Origin of the sequence: Belliella aquatica (genome assembly GCF_014637795.1) — a bacterium.
In the GTDB taxonomy this organism is placed as follows: Bacteria; Bacteroidota; Bacteroidia; order Cytophagales; family Cyclobacteriaceae; genus Belliella; species Belliella aquatica.
In genome coordinates, this window is sequence record NZ_BMFD01000010.1 from 14382 (window position 1) to 38533 (window position 24152).

At 37.7% G+C, this 24152-nt stretch carries 20 protein-coding genes; 10 read left to right on the forward strand and 10 right to left on the reverse strand.

Annotated features, from left to right (window positions below; genetic code table 11):
• Window positions 1–7: 7 nt before the first annotated feature.
• Window positions 8–2527 (reverse strand): ABC transporter permease, encoded by a 2520-nt coding sequence (locus tag IEV57_RS13415; RefSeq protein WP_188443558.1) that lies wholly within the window; start codon window positions 2525–2527, stop codon window positions 8–10.
• The gene (locus IEV57_RS13420) at window positions 2520–3197 is read right to left on the reverse strand and encodes an ABC transporter ATP-binding protein (RefSeq protein WP_188443559.1); all 678 of its coding nucleotides are present in this window, start codon (window positions 3195–3197) and stop codon (window positions 2520–2522) included. The genes IEV57_RS13415 and IEV57_RS13420 overlap by 8 nt, the downstream gene beginning before the upstream one ends.
• A 347-nt stretch (window positions 3198–3544) precedes the next feature.
• Between IEV57_RS13420 and IEV57_RS13425 the strand changes: the two genes are divergently transcribed.
• On the forward strand, window positions 3545–4222 hold the full coding sequence (locus IEV57_RS13425; RefSeq protein ID WP_188443560.1) for an arylesterase: 678 nt from the start codon (window positions 3545–3547) through the stop codon (window positions 4220–4222).
• A 201-nt stretch (window positions 4223–4423) separates the two neighbouring features.
• On the opposite strand, the gene IEV57_RS19390 is transcribed toward IEV57_RS13425, so the two are convergent.
• Window positions 4424–4621, reverse strand: coding sequence for a hypothetical protein (locus IEV57_RS19390; protein ID WP_229744463.1), 198 nt, complete (start codon window positions 4619–4621; stop codon window positions 4424–4426).
• On the opposite strand from IEV57_RS19390, the gene IEV57_RS13430 reads away from it, so the two are divergent.
• The 6 genes from IEV57_RS13430 (at window position 4610) to leuS (ending at window position 13314) form a co-directional block, all read left to right on the forward strand.
• A complete protein-coding gene (locus tag IEV57_RS13430) occupies window positions 4610–6352 on the forward strand; it encodes a GMC family oxidoreductase (RefSeq protein WP_188443561.1) in 1743 nt (580 codons plus the stop codon). The genes IEV57_RS19390 and IEV57_RS13430 overlap by 12 nt on opposite strands.
• Window positions 6353–6362: 10 nt before the next feature.
• Window positions 6363–7076: a gluconate 2-dehydrogenase subunit 3 family protein gene (locus IEV57_RS13435; RefSeq protein ID WP_188443562.1), complete on the forward strand. Its 714-nt coding sequence runs from the start codon at window positions 6363–6365 to the stop codon at window positions 7074–7076.
• Window positions 7077–7227: 151 nt separating this feature from the next.
• Complete coding sequence (locus tag IEV57_RS13440; RefSeq protein WP_229744466.1) at window positions 7228–8211, forward strand: DUF6340 family protein; 984 nt, start codon at window positions 7228–7230, stop codon at window positions 8209–8211.
• A 234-nt stretch (window positions 8212–8445) separates the two neighbouring features.
• Complete coding sequence (locus IEV57_RS13445; RefSeq protein WP_188443564.1) at window positions 8446–9348, forward strand: mechanosensitive ion channel family protein; 903 nt, start codon at window positions 8446–8448, stop codon at window positions 9346–9348.
• A gap of 78 nt (window positions 9349–9426) precedes the next feature.
• Window positions 9427–10392: a hypothetical protein gene (locus tag IEV57_RS13450; RefSeq protein ID WP_188443565.1), complete on the forward strand. Its 966-nt coding sequence runs from the start codon at window positions 9427–9429 to the stop codon at window positions 10390–10392.
• 147 nt (window positions 10393–10539) lie between these two features.
• Window positions 10540–13314, forward strand: a complete 2775-nt coding sequence (leuS, locus tag IEV57_RS13455) for a leucine--tRNA ligase (protein WP_188443566.1) — start codon at window positions 10540–10542, stop codon at window positions 13312–13314.
• Between the two features lie 292 nt (window positions 13315–13606).
• Here leuS and IEV57_RS13460 read toward each other — a convergent pair whose 3' ends face one another.
• Window positions 13607–13849, reverse strand: a complete 243-nt coding sequence (locus IEV57_RS13460; protein ID WP_188443567.1) for a hypothetical protein — start codon at window positions 13847–13849, stop codon at window positions 13607–13609.
• A 71-nt stretch (window positions 13850–13920) separates the two neighbouring features.
• Between IEV57_RS13460 and IEV57_RS13465 the strand changes: the two genes are divergently transcribed.
• Window positions 13921–14238 (forward strand): hypothetical protein, encoded by a 318-nt coding sequence (locus IEV57_RS13465; RefSeq protein ID WP_188443568.1) that lies wholly within the window; start codon window positions 13921–13923, stop codon window positions 14236–14238.
• A 66-nt stretch (window positions 14239–14304) separates the two neighbouring features.
• Window positions 14305–14829 carry an FKBP-type peptidyl-prolyl cis-trans isomerase gene (locus IEV57_RS13470; RefSeq protein WP_188443569.1) on the forward strand — a complete coding sequence of 175 codons (525 nt, stop codon included), beginning with the start codon at window positions 14305–14307 and terminating at the stop codon, window positions 14827–14829.
• 70 nt (window positions 14830–14899) lie between these two features.
• Here the strand turns inward: IEV57_RS13470 and IEV57_RS13475 are convergent, their stop codons facing one another.
• The 6 genes from IEV57_RS13475 to IEV57_RS13500 form a co-directional block, all read right to left on the reverse strand.
• Window positions 14900–15895, reverse strand: a complete 996-nt coding sequence (locus tag IEV57_RS13475; RefSeq protein WP_188443570.1) for an adenosine kinase — start codon at window positions 15893–15895, stop codon at window positions 14900–14902.
• A gap of 80 nt (window positions 15896–15975) precedes the next feature.
• A complete protein-coding gene (locus tag IEV57_RS13480; protein WP_188443571.1) occupies window positions 15976–17142 on the reverse strand; it encodes a hypothetical protein in 1167 nt (388 codons plus the stop codon).
• Between the two features lie 139 nt (window positions 17143–17281).
• Window positions 17282–18385: a DUF4221 family protein gene (locus tag IEV57_RS13485; protein ID WP_188443572.1), complete on the reverse strand. Its 1104-nt coding sequence runs from the start codon at window positions 18383–18385 to the stop codon at window positions 17282–17284.
• Between the two features lie 286 nt (window positions 18386–18671).
• The gene (locus IEV57_RS13490; protein ID WP_188443573.1) at window positions 18672–19541 is read right to left on the reverse strand and encodes a glycerophosphodiester phosphodiesterase; all 870 of its coding nucleotides are present in this window, start codon (window positions 19539–19541) and stop codon (window positions 18672–18674) included.
• Window positions 19542–19626: 85 nt separating this feature from the next.
• On the reverse strand, window positions 19627–20946 hold the full coding sequence (gene rimO / locus IEV57_RS13495) for a 30S ribosomal protein S12 methylthiotransferase RimO (RefSeq protein WP_188443649.1): 1320 nt from the start codon (window positions 20944–20946) through the stop codon (window positions 19627–19629).
• A 522-nt stretch (window positions 20947–21468) separates the two neighbouring features.
• Window positions 21469–22026, reverse strand: coding sequence for a helix-turn-helix domain-containing protein (locus IEV57_RS13500; protein ID WP_188443574.1), 558 nt, complete (start codon window positions 22024–22026; stop codon window positions 21469–21471).
• 103 nt (window positions 22027–22129) lie between these two features.
• Between IEV57_RS13500 and IEV57_RS13505 the strand changes: the two genes are divergently transcribed.
• Complete coding sequence (locus IEV57_RS13505) at window positions 22130–24136, forward strand: alpha-ketoacid dehydrogenase subunit alpha/beta (RefSeq protein WP_188443575.1); 2007 nt, start codon at window positions 22130–22132, stop codon at window positions 24134–24136.
• Window positions 24137–24152: the final 16 nt, after the last annotated feature.

Here is a 24152-nt window from a genome sequence, read left to right on the forward strand (position 1 = left end):
CCAAGTTTTATCCTCTTAATATTTCCATCGGTGGTTTCTTGATAATCTTTCTGCCATTGAGCCATCCCAGTATGATAGTCAAAACTGTGATGCTGATATAAACGATAAATGCTTCAAAATAAGCCCCTCTAAATGGCAAATTAAAGACAAACTCACTGAGCAGATAAGTAGCTAAAAATGACAAAACAATTCCACTTAAAGATGCCAATGAACCCAAGAAGAAATATTCCAGTGTATTGATCTTTCCAACAACAGAACTATCTGCACCAAGCGTTCTCAATAAAATACTTTCTCGCATTCTTTGATATTTACTGATAATCAGCGAGCTGATCAAAACCAATATTCCAGTAGCAATACTAAAGAATGCCATAAATTGAATCACAAAGCTGATTTTACCCAATATCTCTTCTAAAGTTTCTACAATAGCACCTAAATTGATGACAGAAATATTCGGAAATTTCCGAACAATCTCAGATTGAACATCAGCGGCTTGCCGATCATTTTTGGTTTTGGTGATGATTACATGAAATTTCGGGGCTTTGTCAAGCACTCCCTCAGGAAATAAAACTAGAAAATTTGTAGAAACCTGATTGAATTTCACATCTCTGAAACTTCCAATATAGGTTTTGATGGGACGACCCTGAACGTTGAAAATGATTTCATCGCCCAATTTCAAACCTGTTCTCAAAGCATAGCCTTGATCAAAAGAAACAAAAATCGAATCTCCTTCATTTTCGACTTTCCTCAATTTGCCTTTGAGCAAGCGCTCTGAAGAAATTAAAGTATCTCTATAAGTCACTCTAAACTCACGATTATACAAGCCTCTTGATCTTCTATCATCCTCAGGAAGTGTATCATTGACCAGCTTAGTAAGGCCATTAATGGATTCTAAGCCCATCGTAATAATCGGGACTTGCTGAAGAATTGGAATATCACGCGCTTTCACACTTGCTACAACTTCTTCTATTTGATAATCTTGAATATCAAATAACAACATATTCGGCTGATCTTCTTTATCAGCAAACTTTGCTTCATCTAACAATTGACCTTGGATAAAGAAAAGTGTACTGATCATCGCTGTCCCCAAACCAATCGTCGCAATCAAAGAAATTGTCTGATTATTTGGCCTATACAAATTAGCCAAAGCTTGTCTTATCGTGTAAGTCAAATTGATTGGGAGAAATCTTTTGATTAGCCACATGATTCCTAGAGCCACTGCCCAAAGTACCGCAAAAGCAAAAACGACAAATCCAGTAAATCCAAGAGCTGACTTCCAGCCATCCAAAAGGGCAAAGCTAAAACCAAAAATAAATAAAAGGATGCCTGCTATCACTGCCCATCTCAAAGGATCTTTTTTCAAGGTATTCTCTCCTTCTTCAGGTCTCAAAGTGGCCATTGGAGATACTTTCCGCATTTTCAATAAAGGGAGGAGGGCAAAAAGAAATGCCACAATCAAACCTGTGAGAATTCCAAATCCAACACTTGACCAAGAAACAGCCATGCTGACTTCTACGGGAAGAAAATCCTTGAAAACCGCAGGTAGTGCAAATTGTAATCCTGTACCCAATAAAGCTCCCAGAACAGAGCCTACAAATCCCATCAATAAAATCTGAAAAAGATAAATTCTCATCGCATCCCAAGCAGAAACGCCCAAACATCTCAAAACTGCAACGGATGCCAATTTCTCTTTTACAAATACATTTACGGCACTTGCTACTCCCACGCACCCTAACAAAAGCGCAATAAATGCAACCAAACTCAAAAAGTTGGTCAAGTTATCAAACGAACGTCCCGTTTGTCTTCTTTTGTCTTCAACTGTATCAGCGTCTACTCTTTCTTCATCCCATTGCGCCTCATATTTCTTTACCAATTCATCGGGATTAATATCATCTGCTAATTCGTAATATCTAATGTATTGTAATCTACTCCCAAATTGAATCAACCCAGTTTCCTCTGCATAAGCCATGGGAATATAAACTGCTGGGGCTACAGTAGCTGTGATCCCTGTTTGACCAGGGACTTTCTGTAATTCCCCTTCGATTACGAAAGTCACATTTCCGACTTTAATGCTGTCTCCTATCACAGCATTAAATTGAGCCATAAGGATTTTTTCTACCAAGGCCTTCCGACCACCAGCTCTAAACGTTGCTTCCGCTTCAGCTGGAATAGTTTCTAATTTCCCATAAAAAGGAAAATTACCTTCCAAAACTCTAACTTGGGTCAATCTACTTTCATCTGTAGCCGGAAAAGCCACCATACTGGCGAAATTGATTTCATCTGCTTGTGCAATTGCTATAGAATCGATCGGTTGACTTCCGAGTGGCTTACTATTATCCAAAACCAAATCAGCCCCAACTAATTCTTTAGACTGATTTTCTATGTCACTTTTTAGATTATCCCCAAAAGAACTAATACCTACTAATGCTGCTATCCCGATTACCATGGAAGAAACAAAAAGCAACAAACGGGAAAAATTCTTCCTGAAATCCCGAAGGGCCATCTTAAAAACCCAAGCTAAATTACCCATGAACTTCCTCCTGAATTTTACCGCCCTTTATATTGATTATTCTATCTGTTCTTTTAGCCAATTCAGGATCGTGAGTTACCAAAATCAAGGTTGTGCCTTTTTCTTTATTCATATTGAAAATCAAGTCTTCGATCATTTCGCCCGTTTCAGTATCCAAATTCCCTGTGGGTTCATCTGCAAAAAGTATCTTTGGCTCGTTGGCAAACGCTCTCGCAATGGAAACTCGCTGCTGCTCACCTCCCGACAACTGTGTCGGGTAATGGGTCACTCTATCCTTCAAGCCAACTTTATCCAAAAGTTCCAGCGCTTTTTCTTTTGCATCTTTTCTCTTTTTCAACTCCAAAGGAACCATCACATTTTCCAAAGCTGTAAGTGTAGGAAGCAATTGGAAATTTTGAAAAATAAATCCAACATCCCTGCTCCTCGCTGCTGCACGCTGATCTTCTGTTAACTGCTCGAAAGCGTTTCCGTTGAGCACAACTGATCCTGTGGTTGAGGAGTCCAATCCGGCACAAAGTCCCAATAAGGTTGTTTTTCCTGAGCCCGAAGGGCCGACGATGGCAATACTTTCGCCTGATTGAATATCAAAATTCACTTGATCGAGGACGGTTAATTTTCTGTTTCCACTTTGATAGGTTTTGGAAACATCTTTCACACTAAGAATGCTCATAAATTTGGAGTCGTTAGATTTTGAGGATTACAATATGCAACTTACAAAAGGTTTGGAACATAAAGAATATTATAAAAGTTGAACGGATGAAGTATATCAGATAGTTGTAAAAAAATATGCATTACCAGTATGGTGGAAGTAATAAAATAAAAGCTCGGTTTTTAATTCAATCCCAAAATGACTGTACAGTAGATGTTTATTGATGTTGATCCGATTCAACTATTCATGATGTAAATTGAGATTATTAGCAAAGAATTGTATAACCATATAAAACAATTGATCTGGATAAGGATTAATTTCATAAGTTGTACTTTTGCTAGAGTTCTATTTATAAAAACAGGATCAAAATGAAATTATCATTCAATAGCTTTTATATAATTTTAGGTGTCATTTTCTTTTCTTGCTCTTCTCCCAAAGAAGAAAAAACCAAGGAGGTGCAGGAAACAGAAACTATAACCCCCGTCCCTACCAAAAAACTAATCCTTTTTTTCGGGAATAGTCTTTCTGCTGGATATGGAATAGAGGCTGAAGATGCTTTTCCAGGATTGGTTGCAGCTAGAATTGATAGTCTTAATCTCAATTATCGTGTCATTAATGGTGGCTTGAGTGGAGAAACTACTGCAAGTGGACTCAGCCGTCTCGATTGGTTTTTGGAGGAAGAGCCATCGATATTTGTTTTAGAATTGGGAGGAAATGATGGTTTGAGAGGTATTGATTTAGCTGAAACCAAAAAGAATCTCAAGGCAATCATACAGCTTGTGAAAAGTAAATATCCTGAGACAAAAATATTGCTCGCAGGAATGCAGATCCCACCAAATATGGGTCAAGAATACACAAGTGATTTTCAAAAGCTCTATCCACAAATTGCCCAAGAAGAAGATGTAGAATTAATTCCTTTTCTTTTGGAAGGAGTTGCAGGCGATCCAGACCTCAACCTTCCCGACAGAATTCATCCGACGGAAGAAGGACATCAAATTGTATTTGAAAATATTTGGCCATTTATTGAGACGATGCTAGAGAGGTAAGTGGCACGCGGATGATGCTGATTGAGCGGATGGTCGCTGATTTTTATTGTACCAGGTACCAAGTACAATGTACAAAGAAGCCACAAAATGAATTGGGTTCTAGACTTAATCTTAGACCCTAACCAGTACAATTTTTGACTTTTTTAATATTTTATTATTTCCCTTTTGGCATTTGACGTTATAAAATCGTGGTTTCAATTATTACAACCAATTATCCGTGAAAATCCGCATCATCCGCGTTATCTGTGTTCTATTGGAATCATCTGTAGTAATCCGCGTTATCTGTGTTCTATTGTTGGATTCTTTGAGTAGCATATTCCGTAATTTCCATTTTTCATTTTTTTTGACAATCTTACCTGTCAAACCCAACAAATAATATCCTAATAAATGAGTTTTCAAATCAAATCTTCATCTGAGCCTTATGATGTGATCATTGTAGGTTCAGGAGCTGGAGGCGGAATGGCCTCTAAAATTTTATCAGAAGCTGGATTGGCAGTAGCAGTAATTGAAGCAGGTGGTGATTTTGATCCTGCTAAAGAGGAAGATCGCACACAAATGCGCTATCCATGGGAATCTCCACGTCGTGGAAGTGGAACTAGAATAAGACCTTTTGGTGACTTCGATGCTGCAATCGGTGGATGGGATATAGAAGGAGAGCCCTATACGCGTGGAAAAGACACTGAATTCGATTGGTTCCGGTCGAGAATGGTAGGAGGTAGAACCAATCATTGGGGAAGAATCTCGTTGAGATTTGGCCCTAACGATTTCAAAAGAGCAAGTATAGATGGATTAGGACACGATTGGCCTATTGGTTATGATGAACTAAAGCCATATTACGACAAAGTAGATAAACTGATTGGCGTATTTGGGTCAAAAGAGGGGATTTATAATGAACCAGATGGTTTTTTCCTCCCTCCTCCCAAGCCTCGCTTGCACGAACTTTTTATGATGAAAGGGGCAAATAAGGCTAATATTCCAGTAATCCCATCTAGACTATCCGTTCTTACAAAACCAATAAATAACGAAAGAGGTGTTTGCTTTTTCTGTGCACAATGTAACAGAGCATGCCAGGCTTATGCAGATTTTTCATCAGGAACATGTCTTCTTCATCCTGCCATGAAAAAAGGGAAAGTTGATCTTTATACCAACTCCATGGTGCGGAAGGTAACCACTGACGATTCAGGAAAAGCTACCGGAGTTTCCTTTATAAGTAAAATGGATATGAAAGAATATAAGCTCAAAGCACGTGTAGTTGTACTCGGCGCTTCCGCTTGCGAATCGTCCAGAATTATGCTCAACTCCAAATCAAAATCTCATCCTGATGGCATTGGAAATAGCAGTGGAATGGTTGGTCGATATCTGCATGATTCAACCGGCGCTGACCGTATGGGGATTTTGCCAGATTTGATCGATCGAGAAAAATACAATGAAGATGGAGTTGGGGGTATGCATGTGTATACTCCATGGTGGTTGGATAATAAAAAACTAGATTTTGCTAGAGGTTATCATATAGAATATTGGGGAGGAATGGGGATGCCTTCCTACGGCGTGGGCTTTTCGATGGACACCATGCGCAAGTATGTCAAAGACGAATTTGGTAACCCAAGTCCAAATGGCGGTTATGGTGAAGGGTTGAAAAAAGACATCCGCAGAATGCGAGGATCTACTCTAGGAATGTCAGGAAGAGGAGAAAGTATTCCTCAATACAGCAATTATTGTGAAATAGATCCAAATGTGGTGGACAAGTATGGCATCCCTGTTTTGAAATTCCATTATCAATGGACAGACCATGAAATCAAACAAGCCAAACACATGCATGATACATTCGAGGAAATTCTAACGAATGCAGGTGCAGTATTACTTGGCAATAAACCTGGTCCAGAATCCAAATATGGCTTGGCAACTCCAGGAAGAATTATTCACGAAGTAGGTACAACGAGAATGGGAAATGATCCCGCTACATCTGTATTGAACAGCAATTGTCAGGCTCATGATTGCGACAATTTATTTGTAGTAGATGCAGGCCCATTTGTATCCCAAGCGGATAAAAACCCAACTTGGACTATCTTGGCTCTCAGCTGGAGAACATCTGATTTCATCGTGTCAGAATTAAAAAAGAAAAATATATAATTTTAAGAATATGAACAGAAGAGAAAATTTAAAGCTCCTATTCACTGGTACGTTGGCATCAGGATTCTTATTGACAAATTGTGCTCCAGAGGATAAAAAACTTGATTATTCACCTCGGATAGAAGGCGGAACTGCTGGGGGTAGAACAGAGGAAGAAAAACTATACGATCAAAAGCTACTTTCAGAGACCTTTTTGACAGAAGACGAAAGAAAAAAATTAAATGTGTTGGTAGATATCATTATGCCAGCAGATACAGATTCCCCTAGCGCTACTGAAGTGGGTGTTGTTGATTTTATAGAGTTTATGGTCAAAGATTACCCAGGCTATCAAACACCGATGCGAGGTGGATTGATGTGGCTTGATCATTACAGTGAAGACAATTATGGTAAAATATTTTTAGCATTGGATCAATCTGAAAAACTAGAAATCATAGACCAAATAGCTTGGCCTGAAAAAGCCAAATCGGAAATGGAGGGTGGTGTCAAATTTTTCAACATGTTGAGAAATCTCACTTCAACAGGATATTTTACGACCGAAGCTGGGTTTAAATATTTGGGTTATGTAGGAAACCGACCTAATGTTTGGGATGGAGTTCCAGAAGAAGTGATGAAAAGACATGGATTTGAATTACCTAAAAAGTATCTTGACACTTACCTCAAACCAGAGGAAAGGGGAGAACTTGCCCAATGGGATGATGAAGGGAACATACTTAGAAAAGTTTAAAATATTTCAATAAAAAGCCACTGCATATCAGGGGCTTTTTTAATTTTGACTGAATTTTAATGTGATTATGAAAAATATACAGTTTCCCATTGTTTTTATTCTCTTTTGCGTGCTGCCTATCTTTCTTGGCTCTTGCACGAAAAATATCAGCATGTCAAGACTCATGCCTGCAGAAATTGACGTCCCGAACCATGTTCAAAGGCTCTTAATAGTTGACAGAACGGCTCCTCAAAATGAAAACCTTGCTGTTTTGGAAGGTCTGATTTCTGGAGAAGCTCCTTTCGAAGTAAGAAATGCTGTCGAAGCCACCATCGCCACGGTCCAACAAGAATTAAATTCCTCTCCTCGTTATGAAATAATTCGAGCCAGAGAAAGGTTGCGCGGAGGTTTATTTGCACAGACTTTCCCTACTCCACTGACCTGGCCTCAAATTGAGGCGCTTTGTAGAGAATACGATGCAGATGCAGTTTTGGCATTAGAGAAATTCAGCTCTGATTTTATCGTCACTGATAAGCGACAGATTATCAAAAAAACAGAAGGAGAGGGAAGAAATTCTAGAACGGTAGAAGTTCAAGGTATATATGCCGAGGGAGTAGCTTCTGTTCAGGTAGGTTTCAGGTTATACGACCCTATCAGCAAAAATATAACTGATCAAAGAGATTTTGAAAAGACTAATTTGTGGTCAGCAGAAGCTGAGACAAAAACCCAAGCTTTGGCACTTCTAATAGACAAAGTAAAGGCGACTCAATACGTAGGTCAGTTAGCTGGCGCCAGCTATGCTAGAAGAATTGCTCCAATGTACCTCAGATTAAATAGGATGATGTACCAAAAACCAAATGACAATCCCGCTTTAGCAAGAGGTGCAAGACTGGGTGAGGTCAATAGATGGGAAGAAGCTGTAGAAGTATGGGAAAATGGACTTAACTTTCCACATAAAGACAAAACAGGAGGAAGAATCTGTCATAACATTGCCGTCGGATATGAAGTACTTGGAGATCTGGAGTCTGCAAAATATTGGGCAGGGAAAGCATATACTGACTATGGATTAAAGCAAGGACGAACATATGCTCGATCGCTAAACACAAGAATGATTCAAGAAGAAAGATTAAGACAACAGCTATCAAGAGAACAGTAAAATCAAAAAGAACTAAAAATGATTTAAGCTAAAAAACCATAAGCAGTTTGGATTTGTTTACTATAGCGATACCTAACTCAATTCTTCACACAAAATAAATTTTAAATAATTTACACAGCAGTCAGTCGTTAGCTGTCGATGCAATCTAAATGGACTGTATCAACGATAAACTAGGATAAGCCATCACGTCTAATTTCACTTAGCTTATTCTGTTTAGTCAAAATGATAGGGAAGATGGAAGAAAAACTAACAGATATAAAAGAAAATACAATGGATGATTTTTTAGAGTTTTTCAATGGTTTTCTCGACTTGAAGCTATTTAAAGTCGGTGAATCCAGTATCACCGTAAGCATAATCTTGACACTTCTAGTATCAATAATCTTACTATTGATTGTATCAGAGCTAGTCAGAAAGTTTTTAGTAAAAAAAGTTTTGATTAGATACCAAATCACTCAAGGGACAAGACAATCTGCTGGAACTATTGTCAAATACCTCATCATCTTCGCAGGGATGTTTTCAATTTTACAAACAAGTGGAATTGATTTAAGTGCCTTTGGGATTTTAGCAGGTGCGTTAGGTGTGGGTATTGGTTTTGGTCTTCAAAACATTACAAATAACTTTATTAGTGGGCTTATTATTCTTTTTGAGCAGCCCATCAAAGTAGGTGATCGAATAGAAGTTGGAGATATTTCAGGAGATGTCATTGTGATTTCAGCACGGTCAACAACTATTGTAACCAATGATAACATCTCAGTTATTGTACCTAATTCTCAATTTATTGATAGCCAAGTGATCAATTGGTCTCACAACGATAGAAATATAAGATTTAATTTCCCTGTAGGGGTTTCTTATAAAGAAGACCCCGAAAAAATAAAGTCTATTTTATTAGATGTAGCAGCACGAAATGAAGGTGTTTTAAAGAGTCCAAAGGCCGACGTTCTTTTCGATGAATTTGCAGACAGTAGTCTAAACTTTACTTTGAGAGTTTGGTCGTCTGATTATATCAATAAACCGAAAGTCCTGAAAAGCGAACTTTATTATGAAATCTTCAAAAGATTCGCTGAAGAAGGAGTAGAAATTCCTTTCCCTCAAAGAGATATTCACGTAATCACGGGTGGAGAAAAATTGAAAAGCTAAAGATTATTACTTTATTTACATGTTAAAATTACAATCGCACCTTTAATAATGTGAGGTAAAAGTTTACAAATGCTAAAAATGCTCAGAAATATCATTCTATTTTTCATACTATTTATAGTAGCTGAGCAGGCTTATACTCAAAGTTTATACCGCTATAGGTTTGAAGAACCTTGGTCAATTTCCGTTTCGACGGGACCTACTCAATATTTTGGAGAACTTTATTCTCTTTGGAAATATAATGAAGGGATTCAACCAGATTGGAATGCGAATATTGCTTTAAGAAGAACTCTTGGAACAAGAATTCGTGCTAGAGCTGAATTTTCTTATTACCAAATATCTGGTCAAGACCCCCCATCTGATCCTCGGGCTTTTAGATATCCAAGAAATCTTCATTTCAGAGCAAGAAATATGGAAGCTTCAATGATTGGTGAGTTTCATTGGAAGCCTGTAAAGGTTTATAATATTACCAGAAGTTATTTCAATCTCTATGCTTTTGCAGGAGTGGGAGTTTCTTCCAATGATCCAAAAGCGCTTGATCCTAGAGCTGCTTTAAGAAACGAGGATCTGTGGGTTCCCTTAAGACCATTACAAATTGAAAATAATCCTTACAACAAATACATTGTAGTTTTCCCAACAGGAATTGGAGCAAAATACAAACTCAGTGTCTATGCTGATCTAATTTTAGAGTTAAACTACAGATGGACTTTGACAGACTACATGGATGATATTAGTGCTTTCAATATCAGTGAGTTTTATCAAGATTTATTAGCTGATTACGGTGTCAATGGAACTGGTCCAAATCCTGACAGATTACTTTTCGCTATCAGAAATCCTGATTTTTACATAGATGACGAACTCACAATACCTGATGTTGATAGAATCATTAGCAATAGAGGCAGAATTCGTCGTGGTTCAGGTCTTACAGAAAGATTTGACGGCTACATGAGCTTGAATTTGGGTATAGAAATCTATCTTTCACCTGACATCTGGGACAACTGGATTTTCAGAAACAGACTTTACGAAAAACGTTTCAGATTCTGGTAAAATTTAGCCAAATCTATTTTTTCAACTTCATATACAATTTAGCTTTAGACAAAATACTCCTTGAAGTATTGATGATCCTACCCTCTTTTCCCGCATATTTTTCTATTTTTGCAAGCAATTCACAAATAATAAAGCGCAAATTCAAAAATGGCTGATTATAACTCGCAGGTAATAGAGAAAAAATGGCAGGCATACTGGGAAAAGAACCAGATTTTCAATGCCAAAGTTGATGTAAGCAAACCTAAATTCTATTCTTTGGATATGTTTCCTTATCCCTCCGGAGCAGGATTACATGTCGGTCATCCACTAGGTTACATTGCCTCAGATATCATTACTCGATACAAAAGACTTCAAGGTTTCAATGTCCTCCATCCAATGGGTTATGATTCTTTTGGACTTCCTGCAGAACAGTACGCTATTCAGACAGGTCAGCACCCTGCTGTAACTACCGAAGAAAATATCAGAAGATATGCTGAGCAATTAAAAAATATCGGCTTTGCCTTTGACTGGGACAAAGAAGTGAGAACTTCCGACCCAGCCTATTACCGCTGGACACAGTGGATTTTTATGCAGCTTTTCAATAGCTATTATGACAAGGACGAAGACAAAGCCAAAAGCATTGATTCTTTGATTGCTAAGTTTGAAAAGAATGGAAACGCCGGAGTCAATGCTGTGTGTGATGAAGATACAACCGAGTTTTCAGCTGAGGATTGGATTAGTTTTTCTAAAGAAAAGCAGCAAGAAATACTTCTAAAGTATAGATTGACTTTTTTGGCAGAAACCACGGTAAACTGGTGCGCTGTCTTAGGAACTGTACTCTCCAATGACGAAGTCAAAGATGGCTTTTCTGAAAGAGGAGGACATCTTGTAGAAAGAAAAAAGATGATGCAGTGGTCCATGCGAATCACTGCTTATGCAGATAGATTACTAAGAGGTTTGGACACAGTAGAGTGGACAGAACCAATTAAAGAAATGCAGCGCAACTGGATTGGAAAATCCAAAGGTGCGGAGATAGTTTTCCAAGTCAAAGGACATGACAAGCAAATCAAGGTTTTTACAACGAGAATAGATACTATTTATGGTGTAACCTATTTGGCATTGGCTCCTGAACATGATTATGTAGAAGACTTGATCACAGAAGATCAGAGAACCAAGGCAGAAGCTTATGTAGAAGTTGCCAAAAACCGCTCAGAAAGAGATAGGATGACAGATGTCAAGACCATTTCGGGAGCATTTACAGGTTCTTATGCCATCAATCCATTCAATGGAGAAGAAATTCAGATATGGATCGCTGATTATGTCTTAGCAGGATATGGGACAGGTGCTGTGATGGCTGTTCCCGCACATGACGAAAGAGATTATAACTTCGCCAAGCACTTTGGACTTGAAATCCGTCAGGTGATCGAGGGCAGCATGGAAGAAGGGTCTTTTCCTGGAAAAGGCGGAACTATCATCAATTCAGATATTTTGTCTGGCATGGAAATGCAGGCAGCAATGGACAAAGCCATTGAATTCGTAGAAGAAAGAAAAATCGGGAAAGGTAAAATTCAATTCAGAATGCGTGATGCGATTTTCACACGTCAGCGCTATTGGGGTGAGCCACTTCCAGTTTATTTCAAAGATGGACTTCCTTATTTGATCGAAGAAAAAGATTTGCCTTTGGTGCTTCCTGAAGTAGATAAATATCTTCCAACCGAAGATGGTGAACCTCCTTTGGCTAGAGCAAAAAACTGGAATTACAAAACAGCTGAAGGTGAATTTCAATTGGAAAGAAGCACCATGCCAGGCTGGGCAGGTTCGAGTTGGTATTTCTTCCGCTACATGGATCCAAAAAATGAAACTCAATTTGTAGATCAAGAAATCGCTAAATACTGGGGAGCAGTTGATTTATATATCGGTGGAGCTGAACATGCTACCGGACATCTTTTGTATTCAAGATTTTGGACGAAGTTCCTATTTGATATCGGCGTAGTCAATATCGAAGAGCCATTCCAAAAAATGATCAACCAAGGGATGATCCAAGGAAGGTCAAATTTTGTGTACAGAATTAAAGGAAGCAACAAGTTTGTCAGCTTGGGATTGAAGGATGATTATGAAACTTCTGCTATGCATGTGGATGTGAATATTGTCCACAATGATCAGTTGAACTTAGATAAATTCAAAGCTTGGAGACCGGATTTAGCAGATGCTGAATTTATTCTCGAGGACGGAAAATACATCTGTGGAGCTGAAGTAGAAAAAATGTCCAAATCGAAATATAATGTCGTCAATCCAGACGATATCATAGAACGATATGGCGCGGATACTTTGAGACTTTATGAAATGTTCTTGGGACCTTTGGAGCAATTCAAACCTTGGAACACCAATGGAATAGACGGCGTATCGAAATTCTTAAAGAAGCTTTGGAAACTTTACCATGACAGTAATGGTGAAGTATCTATTTCCAATGAAGCTCCAAGCAAGGAAGAATTAAAAACATTGCATAAAACTATCAAAAAAACTGAGGAAGATTTAGAGAATTATTCATTCAATACTTCAGTAGCTTCTTTTATGATTTGTGTGAATGAACTGACTGCACTCAAATGCAATAAAATAGAAATTTTAGAGCCACTTGCAATTTTGATTTCTCCCTATGCACCACATATTGCAGAAGAATTATGGGCAATCTTGGGCAATGAAAAATCTATCATTTATGCAAGTTTCCCAGAATTCAAGGAAGAGTTTTTGGTAGAGAACAGCCATGAATATCCAGTTTCCATCAATGGAAAAATGAGGACAAAACTTTCACTTTCTTTGAGTTTGACAAAAGAGGAAATAGAAAAAGCAGCTTTGGAAGACGAAATCGTACAGAAATGGTTGGAAGGCAATACTCCTAAGAAGATGATTGTTGTACCTGGAAAGATTGTTAATATTGTTATTTAAAAATAATGATTATCCGCAATGACAGCAGTATACAATTTTATCACAAATAATCTTGCGGATAATTGTCAACAGTCAACGGCTTTCAGTCCACACTTGTGCGCCGTGGCGTAGCACTCTAAATATAGTATTTACATTATTTTTAAGTGGCTATTGGTTTGAAAGCGGATATACATATTATAAATAAAATAAAAGTTGGATTGTTCTGAAGAGCAATTCAACTTTTTGAAACATTTGAATTTTGGACAATATTCTTAAATCTCCACAAATTGTAAATCTGCCGTTTTAGTCCAAACTACATTTCGTTTAGCCATTCTAGGTTCCTCTTATCCATTAACTCTTGTGAGATCAATTCTCCATTTTTGATGTTCTTCTCACTAAGTTCTAAAACAGCTTTTTGTTCTTTTGTTAAAACAACAATATCAGATTGAGATGAACTTGAAGTTATAAGTTTATCTAGTGCTTCTAAAAATTCTCGATTAGTTATACATGATATTTTATCGATTAAACCGCTTCTTATTTTTTCTATTGATGCCATTTTTCTATAATTTTCACTTATAAATATCCAAAAACCCAATCAATTTCCCTAATATTGACCATAGGAATATTATGAATAGATTTTTTATCACATTTGCAGCATTGTCGGCTTCCGGGATTTTTACTTATGCATATCTTAGAGAATGGATTGGGATAAAATTCTTTAGTGAAAAGCTCCACCTTCAAGTTGATAATCCTGAAGCGCCTTATTTCCATGCCTCAGAGGACTTGTACGTCTTGAATATCCTTGTTTTCGGATTGCTTTTCTTATCCATTTTCGGTTTGGCTGTTTATGGTACTTGGAAGAAAAAAAGTGGCTTAATCTTTTTAGCCTTTGTATTAAGCATGCTCGGAATGTTCGTCATCATGCTCAATGGCGCAATCAAATAAGGAAATCAGATGATTCTCAGGCCATTTATCAAAATAAATGTACCTTTGCAATCTGAAAAAATCAATATGAAAATTACAAACAACTCAGTAGTAGGGCTTACCTATGAACTCAAAGTAAGCAAGGACGAGGAAGAAGTGGAGTCTGCACCATTTAGTGTAGAAGTAAGAGACGGGGAAGATCCATTTTATTTCCTTTTTGGAAATAGTGGTTTACCTGAAAAATTCGAAGAATTGCTAGCTGGAAAAGGAAAAGGAGACAGCTTCAATTTCATCATCACTTCAGAAGATGCTTATGGAGAAGCAGATGAAGAAATGATCATGACTTTGCCAAAAAGTCAGTTTACTTCTCAAAATGGATTTGAGCCAAACATGCTTGAAGAAGGTAATTTCCTTCCTTTAGTAGATGAAAATGGCTTCCCAATGCAAGCAAAAGTAATCAAAGATCTTGGTGAAGAAATCTTGTTGGATTTTAATCATCCTTTAGTAGGATTTGACCTTCACTTCGATGGAGAAGTGTTTGAAGTAAGAGAGGCTACTACAGAGGAATTAGAACACGGTCATGTTCATGGAGAACATGGTCACGAGCATTAAAAATCTCTTGAAATAATACATTTTATAAATTAGAAAGCCCTTCTGAATCAATTCAGAAGGGCTTTCTAATTTAAGGATTTAACCTTGCTAAAATATCTTTGGCTTCGTGCCATTGTAATCGCGGACCAAATTGGCTTACGATTTTTGAACTTGCCATGGATGCTAACTTCCCACTTGAAGCATACGAATGCCCATTAGTGATCCCATACATAAATGCTCCTGCAAACATATCTCCTGCTCCATTACTGTCAATAGCAGTTGTTGAATACGGCTCAATATCGATAAAAGTATCCCCATCATAAATCATCGCTCCGTTTTTCCCTTGCGTAATCACAAAATGCTTAGCTACTTTCTTCAATTCTTCTCTCGCTTCTTTCAAATTATCCTTACCAGTGTAAAGCATAGCTTCTTCTTCATTGGCAAAAAGCATGTCAACACTATGACCAATAACGTCATCAAATGCCTCTTTGAAATACTTCACCATAGCAGGATCAGAGAAAGTCATGGCTACTTTTACTCCATTGTCTTCCGCTAATTTCTTGGCGTATCGCATAGCTGCTTTACCATTTTCGGAAGTCACCAAGTAGCCTTCGATGTATAGATATTTTGAATCTTTTATAGCTGCTTCATTGACATCCGCAACAGAATAGGTTTGAGTGATTCCCAAGAAAGTATTCATCGTACGCTCCGCATCTTCTGTGACCATCACCAGACATTTTCCAGTGATTCCTTCTTCCAGTTTTTCAGGATTCAGGTTATTTTCCACACCTGATTCTTTCATATCTGCTACGAAAAATTTACCCAATTCATCATTGGCTACTTTGCAAGAATAATATGACTTTCCACCGAATTGACTCACTGCAATTACAGTGTTAGCAGCAGAACCTCCACATTGTTTTTTAGCTTCAGCTGTATCGATAACATTCATCAAGGCATTCTGCCTGTCTTCATCTACCAAAGTCATCAAGCCCTTTTCAACTTGATTGTCGATAAAAAACTGATCTTTAACTTTAAACTCAATATCTACAAGTGCATTTCCAATGCCTGTTACGTCGTACTTCTTCATTCTATTATTTTTTCTATTTAATTGTCTCTCCGAAACACACTGTTCGGTAATTTGATTTCAATTGTTTAATCTGGACTTAATTATTCGAAAATCGGGTGTCTTTCAAATGTTTTTTCTCTGTCAAAAAGATACCTGTATGTATGGTGTGTTTTATAAATCTCTGCATTGAGTTGCTCACAGACACGCATCATTTTCGGATTAAAATCTCCGATCCAGTTCATCTCTATCGTCTTATATGGAAAGGAATCATGCTTCGCGAATTTCTCATTATAAGCCATGATCATCGCACTTTCTACACCTTTTCCTTGAAATTCAGGAACAACTCCGAAAACCAACCCTAACATCTTATTTGGTGGATTGAAAATTTTATTCCAAACAAATTTCAATTTCCCAATCAAATCCATTTTTCCATTTACAAATTTGAAAAGCTGATTGATCTCTGGAATGTTTATAAAAAAAGATACTGGCTCGCCTTTATGAAATCCGAAATAAATCAACCTCCCATCCATGATAGGCTTCATTTTTCCAAACATCAACTGAGTTTCCCGAAGTGTCAAACTTTTCCCCATGTGTCTCGCCCATGCTTTATTGTAAACAGTCATAAAGTACTCAGGAGCTTTTTCAGAAAGCTCTTTTCCAGTCATGTGCTTGAATTCAAAATCAGGATCACCAATGATTTTGTTTGCTCTTTCGATCATCTTCGGATCAAAACCAACTCCCTGAACAGGACGCATGTAGGTGAATTGCTTGAAATAGATTTGGAAGCCATAAGCTTCGAAGAAATCTTTATAGTATGGAAAGTTCCAAGGCATATTGTAATTAGGAGGCGAAAAGCCCTGAACTAACAAACCCCACCATTTGTCTCTTTCACCAAAATTGACTGGGCCGTCCATCGCTTCCATGCCTTGCTCTTCGAGCCAATTTTTGGCAGTATCCATCAACAGAAATGCAACTTCTTGATTTTCTACACATTCAAAAAATCCCAAACCACCTGTTGGCTGTTTCTCTTTCCATTTTGGATTCACAAATGCAGCAACTCTACCTATTGTTTTTCCTTTTTCATCTTGAAGCAGCCACCTCTTAGCTTTACCACCCAGCTTGAATAATTTGTTGGTATCAGCATGAAATAAACCCTCAATATCTTTATCCAAAGGACGAATCCAGTTAGGTTCATTTTTATAAAGCTGAACTGCCATTTCTATAAATTCCTTTTGATGCGCAGGGCTGCTTACTTCTACAATCTTCATGCTTTGCTTTTGATTAAGAAAAGCCAAAAATAAGCATATAATCTGAAAGTCCGAAGTTTGAGGTTTTTTAGGAAAAAGAGATAAATATTTTTATTTCACGGAGAGGCTAGGAAGAGGCTAGGACAAAAATAAGAGAGTTTTATTTGATTACTTGAAATAAATCACCGTAAAGTTTATTTTCATCCTTAAGAGTAGATATTTCATGCGGTATCCACAACCCTTTTGAAAACACAAAACTTCTTGATGGATCATATTTCCCTTTAGGGAGTGACTGATTAAAAACCACATTAAATTCATCGTCTAAAATTGTGAGGTACAGTTCTCTATTTTTAATTAAGAAATCATAGTAATAATCATCGCTATTTGGGAATTTATTCAAAGAAGACTGTGAAAATCTATAATATAATTTCCTAAATGGATCGTAAATTATCTTGAAGTAGTTAGGAGATGATAGAACCCAGTTTTCAAAATAATTTGATGTCCATTCATCCCTGTTAGTTTGTGGTTCTGCTGACTGTTTTCCGTCAAAGCTTGTAATGCGAAACTCCTTCTGAATTTCTGAAACTGTATCTATATTTACAATTGTAGGTGAAATAGAATAAATATAACTAAATCCATTTGGGCTCCATGTGACACTTGGGTAAGTTGTATAATTTAACGGAACATTATTATACTCTTCTGGATGGTAAGAAGGAAGGCTTTCCCATTCCCCATTTTTTAAATTGATTCTAGCAAAGACTTTTTTTTGCTTAAACTCACTTTTTTTCGCAAAATAAAATAAGACTGATTTAGAGTTCCTATCATAAAATAAATGTTGAGAAAACCCATCAAACGGGTATTCAGAATACACTTCATTTTTGATTTTGTCAAGTTTACTAAAAAGTCTAACGGAGTGGTACTGACTACCTTTTTGATCAGATATAAACAATGTATTTCCAGTTGAAAAAATTATAGAATCCGAATTGACATAATAAAATGTACTAGGTTGTTCATCAAAACTAAAAGAGAGAATAAGCTCATTGCCTTCCTCGCCATTTAGAGGAGTTTTTATAATTTTACTCTGATACGAATCAAAACTAAACAAAGTGTCATTAAAAATATGATAGGGCTTGTCAAAAATCAAATCGCTAGAGCCTCCCAAATTATGACTGATTGTTTCTAGAGAATAATTAAATGATTTTTCTTTTTTTGACTGACATGAAAGTGCCGCTAAAAGGCAGATAATTAAGAATTTTTTTAACATAAATAAAATTGGGGAAAGATTACCCTCTCCCCTAATAAATTTTAAGGACAATTGGTTATATGTGTTAGATGGCAATCTCCCCCTTCAGATCTATACTTGCATGCATAGGATTTTTTTTGATAGCTACAGTAAATTTTTCTCAGAGTAGGTTCTGAAAAATCAAACACATCTCACTTTTTAAGCACTCAATAAACAAAGAAACACTTTGGTTTTTTCATTCTGACTAAATCTCCTCAGTGAAACTCTGTGACTTCTCAGTGCCACTCTGTGTAATAGAATTCTCAAACTATTTCTTTGGTGCCAAATTAGGAAAATCTGTGATGATTCCATCTACACCCATATCTAGCAAGTTTTGCATTTGTTCAGTGGTATTCACAGTCCAAGGAATTACTTTCATACCTTTTCCCTTCAAATCACTAACCACATCCTTTGTCAAAGCCACGAAATAAGGAGAATAAATCTCTGGCTGAAAACCAAGTTCCTTCAATTGCTCCTGTGATTTCCTTGAGTCAGTAATGAGCATCGCCAAAGTCACCTCAGGATATTTTTGATTGTAATATTTCAAAACACGGAAATCGAAAGATTGAATATTCACTCGATCCCAAGAAATACTGGAATCTATTAATTTGTAAACCATATCCGAAAACTCAGCCGGACTAGGATGATAAACACCATCACCTTCAGGGCTACTTTTGATCTCGATATTGTAATTTGGCTTCGGTAAATTATGATCCGTCACATATTTCTCTACCACTTCAAAAAGGTCTTTCAGTCTTGGTTTGGTCACATGAAACTTGACTTGCTGTGGAAATCCTGAATGATATTTCGAGCCTGAATCGTATTGCTTCACCTCTTCGAATGTCATTTGATAAATATTATGACTTCTATCTCCTTCAGGAATTTCTTTCCCCTCAGGTGTTAGACAAATCAATGGATTCATATAAGGTTCATGCGAAATGATGACCTCTCCATCTTTGGTCACTGCCAAATCCAATTCAAGTGTGGTCACTCCCAAGTCCAAGGCTTTAATCATTCCTGGAATAGTATTTTCAGGCATCAGACCACGCGCACCTCGGTGGCCTTGAAGATCATAAGAAAACTGTGCTTGTGTGATCATTGGCAGCATCGCTAAAACTAAAAGGAGAATCTTTTTCATGTTTTTTTGTTTGCAAATTACACTTTGTCTGAAAACAAAAAATCACCACAATATGAATTAATTGTGATGATTTTTTAACCTTGGATTATTGAGTGTCTTGCACATCTCCATATAGGTCAAACTCTGTAGCGTCTGTGATTTTGACATTAACAAAATCTCCAACTCTGCAATAATGTTTGGCTGCATCAATGAGCACTTCATTATCGACTTCGACTGAGTCGTATTCTGTTCGCCCGACAAAGTGCCCTCCTTCTTTTTTATCAATCAAAACCTTGAAAGTCTTTCCGATTTTCTCTTGATTGAGATCGTAAGAAATCTGCTCCTGAATACCCATCAAATGATTGGCTCTCGCTTGTTTTTCCTCTTGCGGGATCGTGTCTTCCATCGTACCTGCATGGGTATTTTCCTCATGCGAATACGTAAAGACTCCTAAGCGCTCAAACTTCATTTTCTCCACAAACTCTACCATTTCTTGAAACTCAGCTTCTCCTTCACCCGGATGTCCAGCGATCAAGGTGGTTCGAATAGCAATATCAGGCATAATATCTCTGATAGAGTGAATCAGCTCTTCCTGCTTTTCTCTTGTCGTTCCACGACGCATGGTTTTCAATACAGAAGTGGATCCATGCTGCAAAGGAATATCGAGGTAATTACAAATATTCGGTCTTTCCTTCATCACATCTATAACATCCATTGGGAAACCCGTAGGATAGGCATAGTGCAAGCGAATCCAATCGATGCCATTCACATCTGACAAAGCACGCATCAAATCAGCCAATCTCCTTTTTTTATACAAGTCAAGTCCATAGTAAGTCGAATCTTGAGCAATTAAAAGGAGTTCCTTCGTTCCATTAGCGGCTTTATGCTCAGCTTCTTTGACTAGATCGTCGATGGAGCGGGAAATATGACCTCCACGCATCAGTGGAATCGCACAGAAAGAACACGGCCTGTCACAACCCTCGGAAATCTTCATGTAGGCATAGTGAGAAGCATGCGTCAATAAGCGCTCTCCTACCAATTCATGTTTATAGTCTGCTTTGAATTTTTTCAAAATCGCAGGTAAATCTCTAGTACCAAAAAATGCATCTACTTGAGGGATTTCCTTTTCCAAATCATCCTTGTAACGCTGAGAAAGGCAGCCTGTCACATAGACTTTATCTACCAAGCCTTGCTCCTTGGCATCTACATATTGGAGGATGGTATCTATAGATTCTTGTTTTGCATTGTCGATAAACCCGCATGTATTGATGATGATGATATTATTATCGTCCCTATCGGATTCGTGGCTGGCATTGATGCCATTTCCTTTGAGTTGGGTCAAAAGCACCTCGGAATCTACCAAATTCTTGGAGCATCCCATGGTGATGATATTGACCTTGTCTTTTTTTAATGTTCTCGCTTTCACTGATTTCTTACTTTGATGCAAAGGTAAGGATTTTAAAGCAACAGAAAGTTCAATTTCAGTATAACTTAATTCATGATATATAGATGAAATCCACCCAAGATTTGTTGCTCAAAATTGACCGGAGATTTACGAAATAAGGCAACCTGTCTTTTGAGTAAAAAGTAGTATTACCAAAATATTAACAATCCTAGAAAGAGTAGCCTTTTAATTAAAACTTCCTTAATGATTTGTTTGCATTTGATGGATAGATTCTTTCTACTTTTGAATTCGTACAGCAAACGAACATTTTTTCAACTCCTTGCATTACTTTTTAGCGTCGATGTGAATCGACGCTTTTGCTTTTTATCTTAAAAATGTCCCAAGTACCAAGTAGGATGTATAAAGAAAAAAGTCAACCAATCCGATCGATCCTCAAACTTTTAAATTTCCTTCCAATCCAAAAAAAAACTAAATCAGAAAGGTCTCTCGATCCCCGAACTTTCAAACCTTACAACTTTTCAACTTTTAAACCATCCCCAATTCTCACCTCCATCCTTCAGGACTTTTTTTAATCATCTTCTTGTAATCCGATGGAGTCATTCCCGTAACTTTTTTGAATTGGGAAGAAAGGTGTTGGACAGAGCTGTAATCGAGTTTGTAGGAAATTTCACTCAGATTCATTTCTTCATAAAACAGCCATTCCTTGACTTTATCGATTTTCAGACTGATAAAAAATTTCTCAATCGTCACACCTTCCATACTGCTAAAAAGGTGACTCAATTTGCAATAATCTTCATTGAGATTTGATTTGATATACTCCATAAGATTAAAACCCGAAGGAATCTCACCCGATTGCAATACTTGGTGAAGGCTAGACTTAATTTTTTCAATCCTTTGCACATCCTTGTCTTGGAGGATCTCGAAACCCATTCGTATGAGATCAGCTTCCAATTCAACCATCAGTTTTTTACTCGGCTTTTGCAGGAGAATCGCTTTTCCCAAAACCACCTTTTCGAAAGCAATTTGCTTGTCAAAAAGCAGATTTTCGACAGCCATAATGCATCTCGGGCAAACCATATTTTTGATTTGAAGCTCTTCCATCTATCTAATTTACTGAAAGATTGTCAATCTTGAGATATCCTGACCCGAATCATCAGAAAATTGCATAATTAACTCTATTTTGGTATCGTAAAATAAACCCACAATGAATAGAGATATTACCGCTACCACACCAGTGACTTTTGAAAGGAAAGGATACAGTGATGAAACCTTACTAAAACTCTACAAATCCTTGTTAGTCCCGAGAAAAATTGAGGAAAAAATGTTAATTCTTCTTAGACAAGGGAAAATATCAAAATGGTTTAGTGGTTGGGGGCAGGAAGCAATTTCCATTGGAGCTGTCAATGCGTTGGAAAAAGACGAGTTCATTCTCCCTATGCATAGGAATTTAGGGATTTTCACAGGAAGAGATATTCCTTTAGAAAAGCTATTTGCGCAGTTTCAGGGTAAAAGATCAGGTTTCACGAAAGGTCGTGATCGTTCCTTTCACTTTGGAAGTAGGGAGCATCATATTGTGGGGATGATTTCGCATTTAGGGCCACAGTTGGCCATTGCTGATGGAATCGGCTTGGCACATAAATTATCCAAAGAAGAAAAAGTCACCCTTGTCTTCACAGGAGATGGAGCAAGTTCGGAGGGAGATTTTCATGAAGGTTTGAATGTAGCTGCTGTTTGGAAACTTCCTGTAATTTTCGTTGTAGAGCACAATGGCTATGGGTTAAGCACACCAAGTGAAGAGCAATTTGCTTTCCGCTATTTCACTGAAAAAGGTCCTGGCTATGGCATGGAGACGATAAGAGTAGATGGCAACAATGTGATTGAAATGTACGATTGCATCAAAAATCTAGCAGAAGATATCAGAAAAAACCCAAGACCTGTTCTCGTAGAAGCCATCACTTTTAGAATGCGAGGACATGAGGAAGCTTCGGGAACCAAGTATGTTCCCAAAGAACTGATGGAAACCTGGTCGCTCAAAGATCCTGTTGATAATTACGAGAAGTTTTTGTTGGAATCAGATGTATTAAGTTCAGAAGAAAAAGAAAAGATCCATGCTAAAATCAAATCAGCGATCAACCAAGGATTAGATATTGCTTTTGCAGAAGAAGCTGCAAAACCCAATACTAAGGAAGAAATAGCTGATTTATTTTTCCCATTTAAACAAAATGCTATCGCTCCCAAAACTGATCAAAAATCCGAAAAGCGATTTATTGATGCGATTTCAGATGCACTAAGTCAGTCCATGGAAAGGTATCCCAATTTGATCTTGATGGGACAGGATATTGGAGAATATGGAGGAGCTTTCAAGATCACCGATGGCTTTAAGTCCAAATTCGGTGCAGATCGAGTTCGCAACACACCACTTTGCGAAAGTGCAATCATCGGTGCAGGCTTAGGCCTTTCCATCAAAGGTTACAAGGCCATGGTTGAGATGCAATTTGCGGATTTTGTCTCTGTGGGATTCAATCAGATTGTGAACAATCTTGCCAAAATCCACTACCGCTGGGGACAAAATGCCGACGTAGTCGTTCGTATGCCAACAGGTGCGGGAGTTGCGGCAGGCCCATTTCATTCCCAATCCAATGAAGCATGGTTTTTCCATACACCGGGATTGAAAATCGTCTATCCTTCCAACCCTTACGATGCCAAAGGATTGCTCAATGCAGCATTGGAAGATCCGAATCCATACTTATATTTTGAGCATAAAGCACTTTATCGCTCCTTGACAGCGGAAATCCCTGATGATTATTACACAGTGGAAGTGGGGAAAGCAAATCTTGTAGCAGTAGGCCACGAGCTTTCCATCATCACTTACGGCATGGGAGTACATTGGGCGAAAACTGCTGTATTAGAAATGGGAATTGATGCAGATATTCTGGATTTGAGGACATTACTTCCTTGGGATGAAGAAGCTGTCAAAGCGACTGTTCAAAAGACGGGAAAAGTAATTTTCCTTCAAGAAGATTGTCTGACTGGTGGTATTGGAGGGGAGATTTGTGCCTGGATTTCTGAACATTGCTTCGAGTTGCTCGATGCTCCTGTGATGCGCGAAGGAAGTTTGGATACTCCTGTTCCATTTGCACCTAATTTGGAGAAAAACTTTCTTCCTCTAGAGAGATTTAAAGAGAAGCTATTGAAGCTAAGAAACTATTGATATAAAGATCAACAGT

Bases quoted from the DNA above. Each gene is read 5' to 3' on its own strand.
- IEV57_RS13415 (WP_188443558.1), bottom strand. From the start codon at position 2,527: ATGGGTAATTTAGCTTGGGTTTTTAAGATGGCCCTTCGGGATTTCAGG.
- IEV57_RS13420 (WP_188443559.1), bottom strand. From the start codon at position 3,197: ATGAGCATTCTTAGTGTGAAAGATGTTTCCAAAACCTATCAAAGTGGA.
- IEV57_RS13425 (WP_188443560.1), top strand. From the start codon at position 3,545: ATGAAATTATCATTCAATAGCTTTTATATAATTTTAGGTGTCATTTTC.
- IEV57_RS13430 (WP_188443561.1), top strand. From the start codon at position 4,610: ATGAGTTTTCAAATCAAATCTTCATCTGAGCCTTATGATGTGATCATT.
- IEV57_RS13435 (WP_188443562.1), top strand. From the start codon at position 6,363: ATGAACAGAAGAGAAAATTTAAAGCTCCTATTCACTGGTACGTTGGCA.
- IEV57_RS13440 (WP_229744466.1), top strand. From the start codon at position 7,228: ATGTCAAGACTCATGCCTGCAGAAATTGACGTCCCGAACCATGTTCAA.
- IEV57_RS13445 (WP_188443564.1), top strand. From the start codon at position 8,446: ATGGAAGAAAAACTAACAGATATAAAAGAAAATACAATGGATGATTTT.
- IEV57_RS13450 (WP_188443565.1), top strand. From the start codon at position 9,427: ATGCTCAGAAATATCATTCTATTTTTCATACTATTTATAGTAGCTGAG.
- leuS (WP_188443566.1), top strand. From the start codon at position 10,540: ATGGCTGATTATAACTCGCAGGTAATAGAGAAAAAATGGCAGGCATAC.
- IEV57_RS13460 (WP_188443567.1), bottom strand. From the start codon at position 13,849: ATGGCATCAATAGAAAAAATAAGAAGCGGTTTAATCGATAAAATATCA.
- IEV57_RS13465 (WP_188443568.1), top strand. From the start codon at position 13,921: ATGAATAGATTTTTTATCACATTTGCAGCATTGTCGGCTTCCGGGATT.
- IEV57_RS13470 (WP_188443569.1), top strand. From the start codon at position 14,305: ATGAAAATTACAAACAACTCAGTAGTAGGGCTTACCTATGAACTCAAA.
- IEV57_RS13475 (WP_188443570.1), bottom strand. From the start codon at position 15,895: ATGAAGAAGTACGACGTAACAGGCATTGGAAATGCACTTGTAGATATT.
- IEV57_RS13480 (WP_188443571.1), bottom strand. From the start codon at position 17,142: ATGAAGATTGTAGAAGTAAGCAGCCCTGCGCATCAAAAGGAATTTATA.
- IEV57_RS13485 (WP_188443572.1), bottom strand. From the start codon at position 18,385: ATGTTAAAAAAATTCTTAATTATCTGCCTTTTAGCGGCACTTTCATGT.
- IEV57_RS13490 (WP_188443573.1), bottom strand. From the start codon at position 19,541: ATGAAAAAGATTCTCCTTTTAGTTTTAGCGATGCTGCCAATGATCACA.
- IEV57_RS13500 (WP_188443574.1), bottom strand. From the start codon at position 22,026: ATGGAAGAGCTTCAAATCAAAAATATGGTTTGCCCGAGATGCATTATG.
- IEV57_RS13505 (WP_188443575.1), top strand. From the start codon at position 22,130: ATGAATAGAGATATTACCGCTACCACACCAGTGACTTTTGAAAGGAAA.